The 21,454-nt window shown below is 38.7% G+C and carries 20 protein-coding genes; 3 read left to right on the top strand and 17 right to left on the bottom strand.

What is annotated here, in order from left to right:
- Positions 1–13: 13 nt before the first annotated feature.
- From ACVWXS_RS00100 to ACVWXS_RS00085, 4 genes are read right to left on the bottom strand one after another with little or no spacing between them, the layout of a single operon-like run.
- On the bottom strand, positions 14–913 hold the full coding sequence (locus tag ACVWXS_RS00100) for an ABC transporter permease (RefSeq protein ID WP_368635509.1): 900 nt from the start codon (positions 911–913) through the stop codon (positions 14–16).
- Between the two features lie 36 nt (positions 914–949).
- Complete coding sequence (gene opp4B, locus ACVWXS_RS00095; RefSeq protein ID WP_368635510.1) at positions 950–1,912, bottom strand: oligopeptide ABC transporter permease; 963 nt, start codon at positions 1,910–1,912, stop codon at positions 950–952.
- A 1-nt stretch (position 1,913) separates the two neighbouring features.
- Positions 1,914–2,849: an ATP-binding cassette domain-containing protein gene (locus ACVWXS_RS00090; RefSeq protein WP_423472105.1), complete on the bottom strand. Its 936-nt coding sequence runs from the start codon at positions 2,847–2,849 to the stop codon at positions 1,914–1,916.
- A complete protein-coding gene (locus ACVWXS_RS00085) occupies positions 2,846–3,859 on the bottom strand; it encodes an ABC transporter ATP-binding protein (RefSeq protein WP_456955236.1) in 1,014 nt (337 codons plus the stop codon). The genes ACVWXS_RS00090 and ACVWXS_RS00085 overlap by 4 nt, the downstream gene beginning before the upstream one ends.
- 889 nt (positions 3,860–4,748) lie before the next feature.
- Between ACVWXS_RS00085 and ACVWXS_RS00080 the strand changes: the two genes are divergently transcribed.
- Together ACVWXS_RS00080 and ACVWXS_RS00075 are read left to right on the top strand one after the other, a co-directional pair.
- Positions 4,749–5,537 (top strand): MBL fold metallo-hydrolase, encoded by a 789-nt coding sequence (locus tag ACVWXS_RS00080; protein WP_456955234.1) that lies wholly within the window; start codon positions 4,749–4,751, stop codon positions 5,535–5,537.
- A gap of 180 nt (positions 5,538–5,717) precedes the next feature.
- Positions 5,718–7,247, top strand: a complete 1,530-nt coding sequence (locus tag ACVWXS_RS00075; protein ID WP_456955232.1) for a cardiolipin synthase — start codon at positions 5,718–5,720, stop codon at positions 7,245–7,247.
- A gap of 109 nt (positions 7,248–7,356) precedes the next feature.
- Here ACVWXS_RS00075 and ACVWXS_RS00070 read toward each other — a convergent pair whose 3' ends face one another.
- The 13 genes from ACVWXS_RS00070 to lspA form a co-directional block, all read right to left on the bottom strand.
- A complete protein-coding gene (locus ACVWXS_RS00070; protein WP_456955230.1) occupies positions 7,357–7,605 on the bottom strand; it encodes a hypothetical protein in 249 nt (82 codons plus the stop codon).
- Positions 7,606–7,815: 210 nt separating this feature from the next.
- Positions 7,816–8,445, bottom strand: a complete 630-nt coding sequence (gene pyrE, locus ACVWXS_RS00065; protein WP_456955228.1) for an orotate phosphoribosyltransferase — start codon at positions 8,443–8,445, stop codon at positions 7,816–7,818.
- Between the two features lie 2 nt (positions 8,446–8,447).
- Positions 8,448–9,152 carry an orotidine-5'-phosphate decarboxylase gene (gene pyrF, locus ACVWXS_RS00060; protein WP_068983221.1) on the bottom strand — a complete coding sequence of 235 codons (705 nt, stop codon included), beginning with the start codon at positions 9,150–9,152 and terminating at the stop codon, positions 8,448–8,450.
- Positions 9,149–10,063 carry a dihydroorotate dehydrogenase gene (locus ACVWXS_RS00055; RefSeq protein WP_368635518.1) on the bottom strand — a complete coding sequence of 305 codons (915 nt, stop codon included), beginning with the start codon at positions 10,061–10,063 and terminating at the stop codon, positions 9,149–9,151. The genes pyrF and ACVWXS_RS00055 overlap by 4 nt, the downstream gene beginning before the upstream one ends.
- On the bottom strand, positions 10,060–10,833 hold the full coding sequence (locus ACVWXS_RS00050; protein ID WP_423472122.1) for a dihydroorotate dehydrogenase electron transfer subunit: 774 nt from the start codon (positions 10,831–10,833) through the stop codon (positions 10,060–10,062). Before ACVWXS_RS00050 ends, ACVWXS_RS00055 begins: the two co-directional genes overlap by 4 nt.
- Position 10,834: 1 nt before the next feature.
- The gene (gene carB / locus ACVWXS_RS00045) at positions 10,835–14,032 is read right to left on the bottom strand and encodes a carbamoyl-phosphate synthase large subunit (protein WP_456955225.1); all 3,198 of its coding nucleotides are present in this window, start codon (positions 14,030–14,032) and stop codon (positions 10,835–10,837) included.
- Positions 14,025–15,125: a carbamoyl phosphate synthase small subunit gene (locus ACVWXS_RS00040; protein ID WP_068983225.1), complete on the bottom strand. Its 1,101-nt coding sequence runs from the start codon at positions 15,123–15,125 to the stop codon at positions 14,025–14,027. Before ACVWXS_RS00040 ends, carB begins: the two co-directional genes overlap by 8 nt.
- Complete coding sequence (locus tag ACVWXS_RS00035; RefSeq protein ID WP_423472125.1) at positions 15,125–16,402, bottom strand: dihydroorotase; 1,278 nt, start codon at positions 16,400–16,402, stop codon at positions 15,125–15,127. Before ACVWXS_RS00035 ends, ACVWXS_RS00040 begins: the two co-directional genes overlap by 1 nt.
- 1 nt (position 16,403) lies before the next feature.
- Positions 16,404–17,282: an aspartate carbamoyltransferase catalytic subunit gene (locus ACVWXS_RS00030; protein WP_402984142.1), complete on the bottom strand. Its 879-nt coding sequence runs from the start codon at positions 17,280–17,282 to the stop codon at positions 16,404–16,406.
- A gap of 201 nt (positions 17,283–17,483) precedes the next feature.
- Complete coding sequence (locus tag ACVWXS_RS00025) at positions 17,484–18,812, bottom strand: solute carrier family 23 protein (protein ID WP_402984139.1); 1,329 nt, start codon at positions 18,810–18,812, stop codon at positions 17,484–17,486.
- Between the two features lie 20 nt (positions 18,813–18,832).
- Complete coding sequence (pyrR, locus tag ACVWXS_RS00020) at positions 18,833–19,375, bottom strand: bifunctional pyr operon transcriptional regulator/uracil phosphoribosyltransferase PyrR (RefSeq protein WP_368635523.1); 543 nt, start codon at positions 19,373–19,375, stop codon at positions 18,833–18,835.
- Positions 19,376–19,616: 241 nt separating this feature from the next.
- On the bottom strand, positions 19,617–20,528 hold the full coding sequence (locus tag ACVWXS_RS00015) for an RluA family pseudouridine synthase (protein WP_374963568.1): 912 nt from the start codon (positions 20,526–20,528) through the stop codon (positions 19,617–19,619).
- Positions 20,525–21,004: a signal peptidase II gene (gene lspA / locus ACVWXS_RS00010; RefSeq protein ID WP_368635525.1), complete on the bottom strand. Its 480-nt coding sequence runs from the start codon at positions 21,002–21,004 to the stop codon at positions 20,525–20,527. The genes ACVWXS_RS00015 and lspA overlap by 4 nt, the downstream gene beginning before the upstream one ends.
- Positions 21,005–21,194: 190 nt before the next feature.
- On the opposite strand from lspA, the gene ACVWXS_RS00005 reads away from it, so the two are divergent.
- Complete coding sequence (locus ACVWXS_RS00005; RefSeq protein ID WP_456955220.1) at positions 21,195–21,446, top strand: hypothetical protein; 252 nt, start codon at positions 21,195–21,197, stop codon at positions 21,444–21,446.
- Positions 21,447–21,454: the final 8 nt, after the last annotated feature.

The following is a 21,454-nucleotide window of genomic DNA, read 5'->3' as shown; positions in this document are numbered from 1 at the left end:
TAAATCCTCCCCTTTATCCCATTCTTTGTTTTGCGTCAGCTGCACGACGAAGTGCTTGACCGACATAATTTATACCAAGCATCAAAATTAAAATTAATATTGATGCGGGCAACCATACCCACCACTTACTAGATAGTACTATTGGATTCGTTGCATAGCTTACGAGAGTTCCTAAGCTAGGTGTAGAAGGTGGTAAACCAAAGCCTAAAAATGATAGACCTGTCTCAATACCAACATTCCCTGCAAAATTTAATGTCAATTCTACAATTAGCAACGAGCTTAAATTTGGTAGTATCCCCTTAAACATGATAGCAAAATCGCTAGTACCCATTGTTTTTGAGGCACTCACATAATCACGGCGTCCTTCTGATAAAGCTTTACTGCGGACTAAACGTGCTGTCCCTATCCATTGGAAGGCACTTAATATTAATATCAACTCAGCAACACCGTATTTGGGAATAATTGTAACTAAAACAATTATAATCATTAAAGTTGGCAATGTCATGAGAAAATCGATGATACGCATAAATAAATTATCAATAAAGCCACCATAATAGCCCATTATTATGCCGAGCACGACTCCTATTGTATTGGCAATAAGCGTAATAGCGATCGCTATTAATATGGAGTTTTTCGCGCCGATAATAAGCTGTCCTAGCATATCGCGCCCAGCTTCATCAGCTCCAAGAATATAACCATTTACACCCGGCTCTGTATAGCGCTCTAACAATTGTATTTTTAAAATTTCTTCCTGATCCATAAGCATTGCTGCAATTAATATCGAAATAATCAGTAAATTCATACCAATGAATGAAATTAACGCTAGCTTATCTTTTCGAAATTCACGTATTACAACTTGTATCCCTGTTGGTGGAGTACTTTCAACTGTCATTGTGTCATTTTTTTGTTCCATTTTTATTCACCTCTCCTTAAACATTAAATTTAGCAGTTAGTCTATGCGGATACGTGGATCAACAATGCTCATAATAATATCTGACAGTAGACTACCTAATAATGCTAAGAAGCCATAAAGCATAACGAGAGCTGTAATCACACTATAATCGCGACTCGTTATAGAATGGATGAATAATTGCCCCATGCCCGGGAAGCCAAAAATTGTTTCTATAAAAATCGAACCACCTAATAAGCCTGTAATTGTAAAACCTAGGAAAGCTGCAATTGGCAATAAGGAATTGCGGAAAATATGTCTTCTATAGATTCTTTTCATCGGTACGCCTTTACTACGTGCTGTTTTAACATAATCCTGTGTCTTAGCATCAATTATTTCTGAACGCAAATATTGAATAATCGTTGTCGTACCTAAAATTGCATATGTCATCGCAGGTAATATTAAATGATAGATGCGATTCCAATAATATTCCATCGTTCCCGGTTCTACACCTACATCAACTGTTCCACTCGTCGGGAACCACATTAAACGATAACCGAAAATATATAGGAAAATTAAACCCAAGACAAAAGTCGGTATCGCGTAGCTTATAAAGCTATAGAGTGTAATCGACTTATCGTACAATGAATCTTGCTTGCGCCCCGCAATCATTCCTAATGGAATAGCAATCGCATAAACGAGAATTGCACTAAGTAGAGCGAGCCAAAATGTATTTAATGCGCGCTCACCAATCAGTGTGGACACCGCAATTTTATATGTATAGCTTTGTCCAAAATCCCCCTGCAAGGCATTTGTTACCCAATGGTAATATTGCACATACCATGGGTCATAAAATCCTGCCTGAATTCTCAATTCTTCAATGCGTGAAGGGTCTGTTTCTGGTGTAATCAATCCTGTAAATGGATCACCCGGCATTTGCTTCGCCAAAATAAAGATAATTAGGCTTAGCACAAACATTTGAGGAATCATCAAAAGTGTTCGTCTAACAATCGTTTTCCACATTTTATATACCCCCTGACATCGCAACCATATGTGTATCTGAAATGGATTTAAGCGGGTATACTTTTCCATGCTCATCATAATATTGATGTTGCTCTTTTTGATAGTTCTCTTCTACTTTTTGTCGAATGAATTTGCGCTCCAAGCGTGTCTCTGGCTCAATATTTGGAATGGCAGATAACAGACGTTTTGTATAAACATGTTGTGGATCCTTATATATATCATGTCTCGTACCTGTTTCAACGAAGCGTCCTTTATACATAATGGATATATGATCGCACATATGTTTCACAACACCTAAATCATGTGAAATAAATAAATAAGTAAGCCCATATTCAGTTTGAATATCTTTCATAAAGTTTAGCACCTGTGCTTGTACCGATAAATCCAGCGCAGATACAGGTTCATCAGCTATAATCATTTTTGGATTACAAGCAACGGCTCGCGCGATTCCTAGACGTTGTTTTTGACCACCAGAAAATTCATGCGGATATTTTAACAATACATCTTCAGACATCCCTACAATTGCTAGTAACTCTTTTATGCGCTTACGCTCCTCTTGATCACTAAGCTTCATAAAATTCCGAATAGGCTCTGCTAAAATGTCTAAAACCCGTTTTCTAGGATTCATACTAGAATGGGAATCTTGGAAAATCATTTGAATGTCTTTGTTATAAGCTGAATTACGATTTCTGCGTTGGTTTGTTACATCCTCACCTTCATAGAAAATTTGACCTGAAGTGATTTTCTCTAAACCAATAATGGCCTTTCCTGTAGTAGATTTTCCTGATCCTGATTCTCCTACTAAACCATATGTTTTTCCTTTTTCAAATTCCATTGTGACGCCATCAACCGCATATACCTTATCGATTACTGTATTAAAAAACCCGCCTCGAATTGGGTAATGAACGTTTAAATCATTAATTTGCATAAAGCTCATACAGCCCCGCCTCCTTCTTCACCTTCTAAATGAAAGTGTTTCCAGCAGGTACATCTAACAAAATGACCTGGTGCAATTTCATGTAATTGTGGTTTTCTTTCATGTGCAGATGCATCTATCCACGGTATTCGTGCTGAAAATCGGCAGCCTTCCCGAGGCAAATTCTTCAGCGATGGCACCATACCTTGAATAACTTCAAGTCTTTCATTTTCACTATGAGTTTGTGGAATAGAATTCAATAGAGAACGAGTATAAGGATGTTTAGCATTTTTAAATAATTCCTGAACAGGTGCTTCTTCTACTACTTCACCCGCATACATTACTGCAACTCGATCAGCCATTTCTGCCACAACGCCTAAATCATGAGTAATTAAGATAATACCTGTCTCGGTTTCTGACTGTAGTGCTTTTAATAAATCAAGTATTTGAGCTTGAATCGTCACATCTAAAGCTGTTGTCGGTTCATCTGCAATTAAAATAGATGGTTTACATGACAAGGCAATGGCAATCATGACACGTTGACGCATCCCCCCAGACAATTGATGAGGAAATTGTCTTGCCACACGTTCAGGATTAGAAATGCCTACCTGATTCAACAATTCTAATACTCTCTCCGCGCGCTGTTGCTTTGAGAGCTTTGTATGATATACCAGCCCCTCTTCAATCTGTTCTCCTATCCGCATTAACGGATTGAGAGCTGAAAGAGGATCCTGAAAAATAAAACCAATATCATTACCTCGTAAACTATTAAATTGCTGCTCATTTAATTGCGTTAAATTTTGATTATTATAATGAATTTCCCCTGTAACCTTTGTGTTAACTTCATTGTGCAAGCCTACAATAGTAGTTGCTAATGTACTTTTACCACAACCAGATTCTCCAACGATTGCTAATACTTCATTCTTTTTAAGCGAAAGCGAGACATCCTCTACAGCAGCGTGGTAAGTTTCTTTAATGCGAAAACTTGTAGTTAAATTTCTAATTGTTAGTAGGTCATTTGCTGTATTCAAACAATCTCCCCTCCCATATTCAATATTCTGAAAAATCATTTCACTTGGCTATAAATTTATTTCAGAATTATATTCTTTGAAATATTCTTTACACCTCCATTTATATTTGTAAACACCATTAATAATTTTTTTACTTCTTCAGACAACAAAATCCGATGCGGGAATTATCTGAAAATTAAATGTAACATTATTTTATCTAGAAATAATACATTAAATCAAGTAGTTTTTTTGAAATATTAAAAATATATAAACAAATCAAGTCCTTACATCTTGATCAAATCATTTTACAAGCTTAATTTTTTCTTTACATGATTATTTGCTTCTTTTTTAATCTATTAACTAAACTCCTCGATTTTTATTATTCAAATATAATTTTCTTTCACAAAAAATGTTTTCTTTATTTGTAAAAATACACTTTAATTTTTGATTAATTCTATTTAACAGTAAAAAGTTATCAATTCTTATTCCCATATATATTTCCAATTAAGTTATTTTTGTTTTAATATATAGTTTTCTCATTTAAAGCGTTAAAAACTACAAATCATTATTGCTATACTGAAGTAAGTAATTTTTGGATATCTTTTTCCTATCCACTTACGTACTTCTTGATTACACTTAATTATATTTTTTCTAAAAAAAATTAACTTTATAAATAATATATGTAGAATTAAAGGAAAAATATGATAAAAGTTCGAATAAAAGCATTATATTCAATTATGCCTCGGCATAATTGCGTCCGGAATCGGCTCTTTGCTAGCGTCAGCAGCAGATGTTTTTTGCGCGAAAGCGAAGCGTCAGCAGCAGATGTTTTTTGCGCGAAAGCGAAGCGTCAGCGCAGATGTTTTTTGAAGCTATAATAGATTAATTAATTTAAAGGGGCGTATATTTAATGGTTATTATTAAGGATTCTTGGTTTACAGTAGAAGAAATTAATGAAGAAACGTTTGCAATAAGTGAATATGGACATTGGGAAAAAGTTCATTCATTTTTACTGATTGGGACAGATAAATCAGTTTTAATTGATACTGGTTTAGGCATCGATAACATCGAAAGGATATGTAATCAACTAACATCTTTACCTATTACGGTCCTCACTACCCATGTTCATTGGGATCATATTGGTGGTCATGGACAATTTGAACATATTTACGTACACAAGGAAGAGGCTGATTGGCTAGTAAATGGCATTAAAAAGTTATCGATTGAACAGATCAGAAAAGACGTTAGTCGTGATATCACGATACCTACGCCCAAAACGTTTAATCCTGAAACATATAAACCTTTCCAAGGACAGCCTACAGGTATTTTGGAAGATAGAGATATTATAGATATCGGAAATAGAAAATTGACTATACTGCATACTCCTGGCCATTCACCAGGGCATATATCTATTTTAGATCATAACAACGGTTATTTATTTACTGGTGATTTACTGTATGATAAAACGCCGATTTACGCTTTTTTTCCTACAACAAATCCAGTAGATTTAGTAGATTCCTTAGAGAAGATAGCGAACTTACCTAATATTACGAAGATTTTCGGGTCTCATAATACATTGGGGCTTGATTCTTCTATTTTAATAGAAGTAAAACAGGCAGTTACTACGTTGAGAGAAGAGGATCTTGTAAAATTCGGTACGGGAATCCATCATTTTAACGGTTTCAGTGTTCAATTTTAATCGAGTAGGAGGAGGTGGATTTTCTCATTAACTAGAATCGTAAAAATATACGTTATAGAAGGCACATGCGGAAATGCCTATATTGTTAAAAAAAAGAAAACAATTTATCATAAAAATATGAAAGTACAACTTTCTCTTATGAAAATTATATTTAAGAAAGAATAGGTGAAAATGCATCATATGAAAAATCGGGTTGTCCAATTACTATTTTTATTTACAATTGCAGCAATTATGCTCATATTCTTAAATAAGTCCATCATTCCCTTATCTACCTTAATCGGCTTACTATGGCCTATCACACTTATAGGGATTGCTTTCGTTATTTTTATTGAAAACCGTTCTCCGCAAAGTACATTAGCTTGGCTTTTAGTTTTAGCTATTCTCCCTGGTATTGGTGTATTTATGTACTTACTTTTCGGAAGAAGTCACTGGAGAAGAAGGAAGCATTTACATCGTTCAGAAGAAAGGAGAATAGTATTCCGTGAAATTTTAGCAGGAAAAAGTTTTGATTTAGAAAACTCCCCTCCTTTAAATGAACGATCCACCTATTTGACTCAAGTTTTACAAAAATTTGGTGGTGGTCCTGTTGCTAATGAAACTACAACAAAACTCTTAACAAACGGTGATGAAACATTTACTGAGATCATACAAGCGATTGAAAATGCTACACACCATATTCATATTCAATACTATATTTATCGATCAGATGAAATCGGCACAGAAATTCGAGATGCCTTAATAAGGAAAGCAAAATCTGGCGTGATCGTACGCTTTCTTTACGATGGACTCGGAAGTAATAAATTAAAGAAGAGTTTCTTACAACCTATGAAAAAAGTAGGGATTGAAGTAATCGAATTTGATTCTATTCTTTCACCTTGGCTATTAGAAACCGTCAATTATCGTAATCACCGTAAGATTGTTATTGTAGATGGGACAATTGGATTTACAGGTGGACTCAATGTCGGAGATGAATATCTTGGTCGTTCGAAGAAGTTTCCTATTTGGCGTGATAGTCATTTAAAAATAGAAGGAAAAGCATTATATAAACTACAAGCCATTTTCTTAGAAGATTTTCTTTATGCCACTAGTCGTTTAAATACTTCTTCTTGGAATCAATTTATGGATAAAGCATACTTCCCAAGTCAAGGAATTCATCAGGCAGAAGGGGCCGTACAAATCGTTGCAAGCGGACCTAGCTCAGATGATACAAATATTCGGAATGCGTTATTGAAAGTGATGGGCTCTGCCAAAAAGTCAATTTGGATTGCCACTCCATACTTCATTCCTGATCAGGAAACATTAACATTATTACGTTTGAGTGCACTTTCCGGAGTAGATGTCCGAATTTTATATCCTGGAAAAGGCGATAGCGTCATTAGTGATCAAGCATCCCAATCATACTTTTCACCGCTTCTAAAAGCGGGAGTCTCTATTTACTCTTATAAAGATGCTTTTATGCATGCCAAGATTGTACTTGTTGATGATGAAGTTGCATCAATTGGTACAGCAAATATGGATATTCGTAGTTTTGAGCTTAATTATGAAATCATTGCAGTCCTATATGAATCTAAAACGGTTCTAGATATAAAAAATGATTTTGAACAAGATTTTAAAGACTCCATAGAAATTACATGGGCTTCATTTCAAAAGCGAAGTATTCAAAAACGCATGCTCGAATCTCTTATGCGACTTATTTCTCCCCTACTGTAAGTTACTCAATTATGCCTCGGAATAATTGCGTCCGAAGGCTTTAACTTCTTTCAGCAGAAGTTAAAAAATAAAAAAGACGGTAAACATACCCGATATTATTCGGGTATGTTTACCGTCTTAAATGGTCAAAGAAATCTTTGTGAATGTTGATGCGCTTGAGATGAGGATGATTTCCGTTCCAGCCTACCGCTTTACTACAGGTGCGATTCATGATGCTATCGGCGGTTCTCGAAATTTTATCAGCGATTTTCATGTTGTTATCAGCGATTCTCGGCACTTTATCAGCGGTTTTCTCGATTTTATCAGCGATTCTCGGCACTTTATCAGCGGTTTTCTCGATTTTATCAGCGATTGGCATTTTGGAGCATCCTGCCGCTTCTCTTTCGCATATAAAACACTTGTTGGTCCAAGCGGCTCATCGGACGCCCCCAGGAAGCGCCAGCCGGAACGGAAATCAACCCCTCGTTTTGCCTGAAGAGCCATGCTTTATTTATTTTGACGCAATAGTTTTTCAGCAAATGAAAGGGTGGTATGAAAAAATTTTCATACCACCCTTTTTTAAAATCAATTACAGCTCGCCTGCTTTTAATTTGCCATGCCACTCTTTAAGGAATGGGATGTCTCCTTCTTTAATAGCGCCTGATTCGTTAGCTGCTTCAATTAAATAATCAAAGTTTGTTAGAGATACATATTTAATGCCAGCCTCTTCAAATGCTTGTTCAGCACGTGGAAGGTTGTATGTGTAGACGCAAACAACGCCTAGTACTTCACAGCCTGCTGCGCGTAGGGCTTCTACAGCTGTAATGGATGAGCCGCCTGTTGAAACGATGTCCTCTACGACTACAACTTTTTGACCAGCTGCGTATTTCCCTTCGATTTGGTTGCCACGCCCATGTTCTTTTGCTTTAGAGCGTACGTAAACCATAGGTAATTCTAAAATATCACTTACCCAAGCAGCATGTGGGATTCCTGCTGTTGCTGTACCTGCTACGACTTCTGTTGCGCCAAAGTTTTCTTTAATAAGAGATGCTAAACCGTTTGCTAATTGCTTACGAATTACAGGGTCAGAAATTGTTAGACGTGTATCACAGTAGATTGGCGATTTAATGCCTGATGCCCATGTGAATAGTTCTGTTGGATTTAATTCTACTGCACCTACTTTTAACATAGCGTGTGCGATTTCATTTTGTAATGTCATATTTATGCCTCCCATAATTCACTTACGATTTTATATGCTGCTACTGGATCTTGTGCACCTGTTACGGCACGTCCTACGACGATTAGCGAAGAACCATCACGTTTTGCGCCGTCTGGTGTTGCAATGCGCTTTTGGTCGTGTGCGTCGCCGCCTGCTAAGCGGATACCAGGTGTCACACGTAAGAAATCTTCACCGCATACTTCAGCAATTGCTTTTGCCTCATGTACGGAGCAGACAACTCCATTTAAACCAGCTTGTTTTGTTACGCTTGCATAATGTAATACAGATTCCTGTAAAGATAAAGCAATTTTTTGCTCTGCCTGCATTTGCTCTTCTGTTGTAGAAGTCAGTTGTGTTACTGCAATTAATGCCGCACGTTCACGCCCTGCAGGAGTACCCGCTTCAAGCCCCTCAAGTGCTGCTTCCATCATTGGACGTCCACCTGCCGCATGAACGTTGACTAAATCTACCCCTAATTTTGCTAAGCCTTTCATAGCAGAGCCAACTGTATTCGGAATATCGTGTAGCTTTAAATCAAGGAAAATATCATGACCTAGATCTTTTACCTTGCGGACAATATCCGGTCCTTCCTGCATATATAATTCCATACCAATTTTCACGAAAAGAGGCTCATTAAAATGCTTTAGAAAATTGAATACTTCTGCTTCTCCAGGAAAATCTAGTGCAAGTATTGGTTTTGTATTCATGAACGATGGCTCCTTCCGATAATTTCTGAAATATGCTCTACACCTAAGGCATCAAGCTTTGCTGGTAATTCATCAATAATAGTAGGACAAACGAAGTGATCGACAAAGTTTGCTGTTCCAACAGCAACTGCTGATGCACCGGCCGACATAAAGTCAATAACGTCTTGCGCTTCTGTCACGCCACCCATGCCAATAATCGGAATATTGACAGCCTTATACACCTCATAGACCATGCGAATTGCAACTGGCTTTACAGCAGGACCAGATAAGCCACCTGTACCATTGGCAATTACTGGCTTACCTGTACGCTCGTCTAAACGCATACCGATTAATGTATTGATCATTGTAATACCATCTGCACCGCCTGCTTCAACAGCTTGGGCGATTTCTACGATGTTCGTTACATTAGGAGACAATTTCACGTATACAGGCACTTCAGAAACAGCTTTTACAGCTTTCACTAACTCGCGTGCTGTTGCTGGGTCTGTACCAAACTGAATACCACCACATTTAACGTTCGGACAAGAAATATTAAGCTCTAATGCTTTCACATTTGGTGCAGTCGAAATACGTTGTGCTACTTCTACGTAATCCGCTGTCTCAGTTCCCGCTACGTTCGCAATGATTGGCACATCATACGCTTCTAGAAATTTTAATTCTTCATTCATTACTTTTTCAATGCCCGGATTTTGCAAACCAATTGCATTTAACATCCCTGCCGCTGTTTCTGCTACACGCGGAGTTGGGTTGCCAGGACGTGTTTCTACAGTCGTTGCTTTTATCATAATAGCGCCAAGCTTTGATAAATCATAAAGCTGCGCGTATTCACGACCAAAGCCGAAGCAGCCTGAAGCTGGCATTATTGGATTCTTTAATTCTAAGCCTGGTAATTGAATAGTTAATCGACTCATAATGCCACCGTACCTTTCGGGAAAACTGGACCATCAGAGCATACTTTGACATAATCTTTTGCTACTTGATCTGTTGTTTTACATACGCATGCGAAACAAGCACCGATACCGCAGCCCATACGCTCTTCAAATGATAAATAACCTTCTTTTTCTGGATAGAAGCCTTCTAATGCTTTTAACATTGGTAGCGGACCACAAGAATAGAATACATCGAATTCAGGTGCTCGTGACTCTAATACATTTGTAACAAAGCCTTTTGTTCCTTTAGAGCCGTCAACCGTTACATAATGTGTTTCCCCAAGCGCACTGAATTGTTCCTCATAGAAGCATACATCCTCTGTTTGAAAGCCAAGTACATGAATTGTTTTAACACCACGAGCATTCAATTGTTTAGAAAGCTCATGTAATGGTGGTACTCCGATTCCTCCGCCAACTAAAAGTGCAGTACCGCCTTCTTTTACCGCCTCAACAGGGAAACCATTTCCAATTGGACCGAGTACATTGACAAGCTGCCCCTCGCGATTTGTCGCTAAAACCTGTGTTCCACGACCTTCCGCACGATAGATCATCGTAAATTCGTTGTTGTCTTTGTCTATATTTGCAATACTGATTGGTCGACGTAAAAGCGGCTCCATTGAATCTGACACCTTTACATGGACAAACTGGCCAGGAGTCATATCCTGAACCAGTTCACCACGAAGTGTCAATTCGAAAATGTTTGTCGCAATTTGCTTTTGAGAGACGACCGTCATTTTCTCTTGACGAATCATATTAGTGTACTACCTCCGCTTTTGGCATTTGTTCTGCTGTAAATGTCATTGACTCAATAACACGTACCATCGCTTCTGCTGTATCTAATGAAGTTAAGCAAGGTACGCCGTTTTCAACTGATTCACGACGGATTCGGAAGCCATCACGTGCCGGTTGCTTACCTTTTGTTAATGTGTTGACAACAAGCTGTGCCTCACCGTTTTGAATTAAATCGATTAATGTTTGACCTTTTGCACCGATTTTGCCAACTACATCTGTACGTACACCTGCAGCTTCGAACGATTTTGCTGTACCTTCAGTAGCGACAATACGATAGCCTACTGTTGAGAAGCGTTTTGCCAGCGCAATTGCTTCCTCTTTATCTTTATCGGACACAGTGAACAATACTGTGCCTTCTGTGCGAATTTCCATACCTGCTGCAACTAAGCCTTTGTAAAGTGCTTTTTCTAATGTTGCATCTTTCCCCATTACTTCACCTGTTGATTTCATTTCAGGTCCTAATGTAATGTCTACACGACGTAATTTAGCAAATGAGAATACTGGCACTTTTACGAAGACACCTTTTTGCTCAGCTGCTAATCCTGTTGGATAGCCTTGTTCTACGATTGATTTACCAAGGATCGCTTTCGTTGCAATATTTGCCATCGGAATGTTTGTAATTTTACTTAAGAACGGTACTGTACGAGATGAACGTGGGTTAACCTCGATAACATATACTTCGCCTTGTGAAATAACATACTGGATGTTCATTAAGCCTACGATACCAAGACCTTTTGCTAGGCGAGTTGTATAATCCACTAACGTATCTTTTTGCGTTTGCGTTAATTTTTGTGGAGGGTATACAGAGATGGAGTCACCAGAGTGAACCCCTGCACGCTCGATATGCTCCATAATACCTGGAATTAATACATTTTCACCGTCACAAATTGCATCTACTTCAATTTCTTGACCAGTTAAGTAGCGGTCTACTAATACTGGATGATCAGGAGAGGCTTCTACTGCGTTTTCCATATAGTGTTTTAATTCTTCTTGGTTGTAGACAATTTCCATCGCACGTCCACCTAATACATATGAAGGACGAACTAGCACCGGGAAGCCTAGACGTTCACTAATAGCAAGTGCTTCTTCCGTAGATACAGCTGTTTGACCTAGTGGCTGTGGAATGTTCAAGTCGCGTAATGCTTGCTCGAATTTGTCTCGGTTTTCCGCACGGTCGATATCTTCAAGTGTTGTACCTAGGATTTTCACGCCATTAGCAGCTAATTTATCAGCAAGATTAATAGCTGTTTGACCACCGAATTGTACAACTACTCCAATCGGTTGCTCAAGGTCGATAATATGCATTACATCTTCGATTGTTAATGGCTCGAAGTATAATTTATCTGAAATCGAGAAGTCCGTTGATACTGTCTCTGGATTCGAGTTAATAATAATTGCTTCGTAACCCGCTTCTTGAATTGCCCATACTGAGTGTACTGTTGCGTAGTCGAATTCTACCCCTTGACCAATACGGATTGGACCAGAACCAAGTACAACAACTGATGGCTTGTCTGATTTAATCGATTCGTTTTCATCCTCATATGTGCCATAGAAGTATGGTGTTTCAGATTCAAACTCCGCTGCACATGTATCGACCATTTTATATACTGGGACAATGCCATGTTCTTTACGATATGCATATACTTCCTCTTGAGTTGTTTCCCAAAGCTCGGCAATTTTCTTATCTGCAAAGCCTAGACGTTTTGCTGTACGTAATACGTCTTTATCGTTTTTATTGTCAGCAAGTGTTTGCTCCATATCTACGATGTTTTTGAATTTATTTAAGAAGAATAAGTCAATTTCAGACCATTCATGAATTTGCTCAATTGTTACTCCGCGACGAAGTGCTTCACCGATGAAGAATAGACGCTCGTCACCAGCTTTACGAATACGTTTTTCAATCCAAGAATCAGTGTTTTCTTCTGCATGTTTCAGCTCTAAGTGAACTTGACCTGTTTCAAGAGAACGCACTGCTTTTAGCATCGCTTCCTCAAATGTACGACCAAGTGCCATTACTTCACCAGTCGCTTTCATTTGTGTACCAAGATTACGCTTTGCTGATTCAAATTTATCGAATGGCCAGCGTGGGATTTTTGCTACGATGTAGTCTAGAGCTGGCTCGAAGCAAGCATACGTTGAACCTGTTACAGGGTTTTTGATTTCATCTAATGTTAAACCAACTGCGATTTTTGCTGCTAGCTTTGCAATTGGATAGCCTGTTGCTTTTGACGCTAACGCTGATGAACGAGATACACGTGGGTTTACTTCGATTACATAGTAATTAAAGCTATATGGATCAAGAGCTAATTGTACGTTACAGCCACCCTCGATTTTTAGTGCACGGATAATATCTAAAGAGATATTACGTAGCATTTGGTTTTCACGATCTGAAAGTGTTTGCGTAGGTGCAACTACGATGGAGTCACCTGTATGAATACCAACTGGGTCAACGTTTTCCATGTTACATACAACGATTGCGTTGTCAGCAGCATCACGCATTACTTCATATTCGATTTCTTTATAACCAGCGATTGATTTTTCTAGTAAACATTGTGTTACTGGAGAATATTTTAGACCAGATGTCACAATTTCCTCTAGATCTTGATCGTTGTAGCAAATACCGCCGCCTGTACCACCAAGTGTGAAGGCAGGGCGAACGATTACTGGATAGCCAATTCTCGCTACAAAGTTTTTCGCTTCGTCTAAGTTATGGATAATATCTGATTCAGGTACTGGAGCACCTAGCTCATACATTAAATTACGGAATAGATCACGGTCTTCTGCTTTATGGATCGCCTCTAATTTTGTACCAAGAATTTCAATATCAAGCTCATCTAGAATTCCTGATTGATCTAATTCAATGGCCATGTTTAAACCAGTTTGACCACCAAGTGTTGGTAGGATGGCATCTGGGCGCTCTTTACGTAAAATTCGTGATACAAACTCAAGTGTAATTGGCTCAATATATACTTTGTCTGCAATTTCTGTATCTGTCATAATTGTCGCAGGGTTTGAGTTTATTAAGATAACGCGATAGCCTTCTTCTTTTAGTGAAAGACAAGCTTGTGTTCCTGCGTAGTCAAATTCTGCTGCTTGTCCGATAACGATTGGACCTGATCCGATTACTAAAATAGTTTCTATATCTGTACGTTTAGGCATGTTGTTTCCCCTTCCCTGCTTCTACTTCCATCATTTCGATAAATTCATCAAATAAGTGATTTGAATCCTCTGGACCTGGTGATGCTTCTGGGTGATATTGCACTGTGAAGATTGGATATTTCTTATGGCGTACCCCTTCACAAGTACCGTCATTTAATGCGATATGTGTTAATTCTAAATCTGTATCTTTTAATGAATCGATGTCGATTGCATAGCCATGATTTTGAGATGTTAAATCAGTACGGCCAGTACGTAAATCTTTTACTGGATGGTTACCACCGCGGTGACCGAATGGTAATTTGAAGCTTCGCGCACCACATGCTAGTGAGAAGATTTGGTGCCCTAAACAAATACCGAACATCGGTACTTTTCCGATTAAATTACGAACTGTTTCAATACCTTCTTGCACATCTTCAGGGTTACCTGGGCCGTTAGAAAGCATGATGCCATCTGGATGCCACGCTAAAATTTCTGCTGCTGAAGTATTGTAAGGGACAACTAGCACATCACAATCACGTTTGTTTAACTCACGAAGAATACCATGTTTCATACCAAAGTCTATTAATACTACGCGTTTGCCACGACCTGGTGATGGGTAGGCTGCTTTCGGTGATACTTCATGTACATGGTTTGTAATAGCTGGTGTTGCCTGTAATTTTGCCACGATTTCGTCAACATTCACTTCCTCATCAGCCGCTGTTAAAATAGCCTTTACTGACCCTTTGCTACGAATAATACGTGTTAATTTTCGTGTATCGATTCCTTCAATCCCTGGAATATCCTTTGATGTTAAGTACTCATCAACTGTTAAATCACAGCGGAAGTTTGAAGGTGTTTTTGCTAATTCACGAACTACAAAGCCACGAATAGCAGGCGTGATTGATTCAAAATCATCACGGTTAATACCGTAATTACCGATTAAAGGGTAAGTTAACGTTACGATTTGTCCGTAGAACGAAGGATCTGAAATTGTTTCCTGATAACCTGTCATCCCTGTTGTAAATACTACTTCACCTTGTGAAGCTCGCTCACTACCGAACGCTGTACCTGTAAATACTGTGCCATCTTCTAAAATAAGTAAACGTTTTTTCATTACTCTGCCTCCTGGTATACGATATTGCCTTCAAAAATTGTTAGCACTGGCCAACCTTTTGCAACCCAACCATTGAATGGTGTATTGCGTCCTTTTGATACAAAGCCTTCTGCATCAATTGTTTGTTCTTTATTTAAATCTATTAAAATCATATCTGCTGAAGATCCAACTTCTAATGTGCCATATGGTAAATCGAAAATTTGAGCTGCTTTTACAGACATCCAGTCGATCAACTGTTTTAACGTCCATTTCCCTGTTTCTACAAATTGTGTGTAAAGTAGTGGGAAGGCTGTTTCAAAGCCTACAATGCCAAACGGTGCGCCTACCATGCCACAGCATTTTTCTTCTACTGTATGTGGAGCGTGATCCGTAGCGATACAATCGATTGTGCCATCTAGCATAGCTGCGTGAAGTGAGTCTTTATCATCAGAACCTCTTAATGGCGGGTTCATTTTCCAGTTTGCATCATCTGATGGAATATCCATTTCTTCAAGTAATAAATGATGCGGGCAAACTTCTGCAGTGACACGAATACCCGCTGCCTTAGCGTCTCGTACTGCACGTACAGATTCCTTTGTGGACACGTGACATACGTGGTAGCGTGCGCCAGCAGCTTCTGCTAGTAGAACATCACGTGCAATTTGAACGGATTCACAAATCGATGGAATTCCTGGTAAACCAAGTTCTTGATTACGCTTCCCTTCATGCATAACGCCATCGTAAATTAATGAGTTGTCTTCACAGTGTGCTACAACTACCACATCATGCTGTGCCGCATCTTTCATTTGCTCATACATTGTTGATGCAAGCTGGATCCCAACACCATCATCTGAAAATGCAACAGCTCCATGTGCTTTTAATTCTTCAATACTTGTGCGAACCTCACCTGAGATGTCCTTTGTTAAAGAGCCGTATGGAAGTACTCGAATGACCGCACTTTCTTTAATCAGACCGTTAATCAACTGCATGTTTTCTACTGAATCTGGAACTGGTTTTGTGTTTGGCATCGCACAAATTGTTGTGAAACCGCCTTTAGCTGCTGATGCAGAACCTGTAGCAATTGTTTCTTTATGTTCAAAGCCTGGCTCACGTAAATGTGTGTGTACATCGACAAAGCCTGGTGCAACAACTAAACCTTTCCCTTCGATAATTTCTGCGCCTGCTACATTTACGTTTTGTCCAATTTCAGTAATTTTGCCATCTACCATAGCGATATTGACTGTTTGTAGCTCGCCTTGTTCATTTAACATTTGTACATTTTGAAGAACCTTTGTCATATTATTCTCTCCCCTTTAAAATTGTTTCGACAATAGCCATTCGCGTATATACTCCATTTCGAACTTGCTCGAAAATTCGAGAACGCTCGCATTCAACTAGCTCTGAAGCAATTTCCACATCACGATTGACCGGTGCTGGATGCATAATAATTGCCTTTTCCTTCATTTGTTTTTCACGTTCAATGGTTAAACCGTACTCGTTATGATAACTCTCTTTTGAGAAGCTTTTATTTACCTTATGACGTTCATGCTGCACACGAAGTAACATAATCACATCACTTATTTCGATTAAATCATCCCAAGAGTGATGTGCTTCGAAACCGCCAGCCCACTCTTCTGGACAAAGGAAATGAACATTTGCCCCCAATCGCTGTAACGCTGATGCATTTGATTTTGCTACACGGCTATGGGATATATCCCCAGCGATTGTTACATTCAACCCTTCAAAAGAACCAAACTCTTTTTTGATTGTATAAAGATCCAATAATGATTGGGATGGGTGTTGACCTGCACCATCACCCGCGTTAATGATTGACACATTAATGCCTTCTAGCAGTTCATTGTAATACTCGTCTTCTTTTGCGCGGATGACTACTGCATCTATACCAATCATTTCTAACGTTTTTACCGTATCGTACATTGTTTCCCCTTTAGTGACACTTGAAAAACCCGCATCAAATGGGATAACAATACAGCCAACTTTACGCTCTGCCATTTCAAAGCTCGTTTTCGTACGTGTACTCGGTTCAAAAAATAAGTTTGCTACGTTGTATTCTCTAGATAACAATGATGCTTCACCATTTTCAAAAGCTTGCGCACGATCTAGAATGTGGTTAATTTCTTCAGTTGTTAAATGTTCCATCGATAATAAGTTCTTCATCATGTAACCTCCATTAGATTGTGTTTCATGAACGTCTATGTATAAACGTTCCGTATTCAAATAAAAGCCCCGCTGATGTCATCAACGAGGCATAAGGAGGCGTGACAAACTAGAGCAGAACATATTCCTACGTTTAGCTTGTCTACAACTTCCCTTTTTTTGCCTCTCTGGACAATTCATTAAAAGGTACTACTTATTTAATTAATCTTCTAAAATTTCTTTCTCTCGCCCTGGTAATACTAAGTTTAAAATCACACCTATAATTGCTGCTAATGCCATACCTTCAAGGGCAAATGACTCAGAGAATCTAAGTGCAGCACCGCCGATTCCTACTACTAAAATTACAGATGCAATAACCATGTTTCGATTATTCCCAAAGTCTACTTTACTTTCAACTAGCATACGTAAACCACTAGACGCGATAATACCAAATAATAAGATTGAAATACCACCAAGAACTGCGGTTGGTATTGTTGAAATTAATGCCATGGCTTTCCCAAAGAATGACACGACAATCGCAATGACTGCTGCTCCCATGATAACATATACGGAATAGACACGTGTGATTGCTAAAACACCTATATTTTCACCGTATGTTGTTTTCGGTGGTCCGCCGATTAAGGCACTCAGTAATGTCCCTAAACCATCCCCTAAAATTGATCGGTGAAGGCCTGGATCTTTGACATAATTTCGATTTACTACTTTCCCCAAAACTAATTGGTGACCAATATGTTCTGAAATCGTTACGATGACGATTGGTACCATTGCAAGTAAAATTTTAGCTGTAATATTGAATTCATAGTCCACACCTGGAATCAAAAAATCCGGTGAAGCGAATAATGATGCTTCTTTTACTGGAGTGAAATCAACGATTCCAATAAACACTGAGTAGATATATCCAACAATTAGACCCATCAGAATAGGCATAGCACTTAAAATATTTTTAAAGTATACCGTGAATATAATGGCTGCTAATAAAGTAACTAAAGCTGCTGAAAAATGTAATCCACTGTATTGAGATACCGTTTCAACAACCCCTGTTGTCTCATTCACCTGTTCTACATTTATATTCATTGCCATATTTACTGCTGTACCTGACAGTCCTAAACCAATTACGATAATAACGGGTGCCACAACAATTGGTGGTAGCAAACGCATTAACCATTTATAGCCTGTCTTCCAAATGATTAAAGACACAATTCCGTAAACTAGGCCGACTGCTAGTGCCCCAATCATCGCATTCCCCGGATTCACACTAGCATTATTTGCATCTAATCCATTCGCGGCAATTAGAATTGGTGAGATGAAAGCAAATGATGAACCTAGATATGCTGGTACTTTAAACTGTGTTACTAATAAGAAAACAAGTGTAGCAATCCCACTCGTTAAAAGAGCAATTGCTGGGCTAAGACCTACCAATTGAGGGACTAAGATCGTTGACCCAAACATGGCAAACATGTGTTGGAAACTTAATGTCACTAGTTGGACTGGAGTCGGTTTATCCTGAATATCTAATACTGCTTTTGACATAGTGTTTCCTCACTTTATTGTTAGTCTTCTTTATAAATAATGACGCAATCTTCGTCGTCTACCTCTTGTAAATTTACGACTATACGCTCGGATCCAGATGTTGGAACATTTTTACCAACATAATCAGCTCGTATTGGAAGCTCTCTATGACCTCTGTCGATAAGGACTGCCAGTTGAATTTGTCCAGGTCGCCCTAAATCCATCACTGCATCTAGTGCTGCTCGTACTGTACGCCCAGTGTATAATACATCATCAACAAGTATGATCTTTTGATTCGCTACAACGTAATCAATATCAACTTGCTCAACATGTGCCTGCTCGTTTTCATGCTTTGTTGATAGATCATCTCGATAAAGTGTAATATCAAGCTCTCCGGTACGAATTGCTTTACCTTCAATTTTTTCAATTCTTTCTGCAAGGCGTCTCGCGAGAAAAGCACCTCGCGTTTTAATGCCGACTAAAATACATTCATCGATCCCTTTATTACGTTCAATAATTTCATGTGCAATTCGTGTTAATGCTCTTGCCATTGATGGGCCATCTAATAGCTCATTTTGTGCCATGTAAATTTCCTCCTCTCTTCTATCTATTGTTGGTCATGTGTCCATAAAAAAACCTCTCGAAGCGAATAGCCTGAGAGGGTTGAGTACGTGTTTAAATAGCATGTCGGAAAAATTTGCAGCACAAATTTTCACAACACAATCACATATACCTTCTCAGCCTCTCTGGACTGCCATTAAAGGTGAATATTTAGTTAAGTTGTTCATTTCACTGTCGTTAGTATAGACCTTCTTTTACTATCCGTCAATCCCTATTTCGTAAATCATTTAATAATTGTTCATAATCAGCAGGAAGTGGCGCTTCAAACTGGATATATTCTCCAGATGCAGGGTGATCGAATCCTAAAATTCCAGCATGTAATACTTGTCCACCGAAGTCTATTGTCTTTTTCGGTCCATATTTCGGATCACCAACAAGTGGATATTCAATATATTTCATATGCACACGAATTTGATGAGTTCGTCCTGTTTCTAAACGACATTCCACTAGTGTAAAGTCGCCAAAGCGTTCAATAACTTGGAAGTGAGTTACTGCATGCTTTCCGTTATCGACAACTGCTTGTTTTTGACGATCTTTTTGATCGCGTGCAATAGGTGCATCAATTGTTCCTTTATCATGTGCAATATGTCCGTGTACTAGCGCGGTATATTTACGTGTCACTGTTTTATTAACTAGCTGATTCACTAACGATTCATGAGCCGCATCATTTTTAGCAACCATTAATAATCCTGAAGTATCTTTATCAATACGATGCACAATTCCCGGACGCAGAACACCATTTATGCCTGATAAATCCTTACAATGATACATTAAACCGTTTACAAGAGTACCTGTCATATGTCCAGGTGCTGGATGCACGACCATGCCTTTTGGTTTATTCACAACAAGGACATCTGCATCTTCATAAACAATATCAAGGTCCAAGTTTTCAGCAATAACATCTAATGGCTCTGCTTCAGGTACATCTACTTCTACTAGATCTCCTACTTTTACCTTATACTTCGCCTTGACAGTTTCTCCATTTACTTTAACAATACCTTCAGTAATCCAATTACCAATTTGTGTACGCGACCATTCTGATTGCACACTTGAAAGCGCCTTATCAATGCGCTCTCCCTTTTGCTGTTCTTCCATTGTATATGATACTTGCGTCATTCTTTCACCTGTTTCTTTTCTTTTTTATCTTCAGCGATTAAGCCAATCATTATTACCACTACCGCAATTGTTAAAGCTGCATCCGCAATATTGAAGATCGGGAAATCATAATTAATTACTGGAATTAATACATCTATAAAATCGACAACTTCGCCTCTAAATAAACGATCAATAAAATTACCTATCGCTCCGCCTAATAAGAGCATTAAGCCTACTTGAAAAATAGGTTTCCCCTTTGCCTCTTTATGATAATAGTAAATAACGGCACATATAACAACTACAGTGACAATCGTAAATAGCCACATACGTCCTTCAAGCATGCCCCATGCTGCCCCTTTATTTCGATGAGACAATATCCCAAACCATGGATCCCATACTGAAATTCGTTCACCAAACTCCATATTTTTCACAATTAGCCATTTTGTCCATTGATCTAATAGGACAACGAATGCGGCCAATCCATAATATTTATACACAGTCATTCCTCCGTTCACTCAACATCTAACCTATTCTACCATAACAGCCCATCTCAGAATAACTAATATAGCATGAAAATATGGCGGAAAGACCAAATCTGTTACATAAAACATTATTTCAAAATGCAATGACATTCTATCTGTCGCTTCGTCGGTTCTGTCCGTCGATCTGTCGGGGCTATCCACGCTTTTGACGGGGCTATCCACGACTTTGGCTGTTCTATCCACGACTCTGACGGTTCTATCCGTCATTTTGGCTCTTCTTTCCGTCGTTCTGATTTTCATCCGTCGTTTTGGCCTTTCTTTCCGTCGCTCTTGGCTTTCTATCCTTCACTTCGACTCTTCTTTCCGTCGCTCTGATTTTCATCCGTCGTTTTGGCCTTTCTTTCCGTCGCTCTTGGCTTTCTATCCTTCACTTCGACTCTTCTTTCCGTCGCTCTGATTTTCATC

This window comes from Lysinibacillus sp. TE18511 (genome assembly GCF_054062295.1).
Note: the sequence above shows the minus strand (reverse complement) of the source record. Positions and strands in the feature narration are given on the sequence as shown.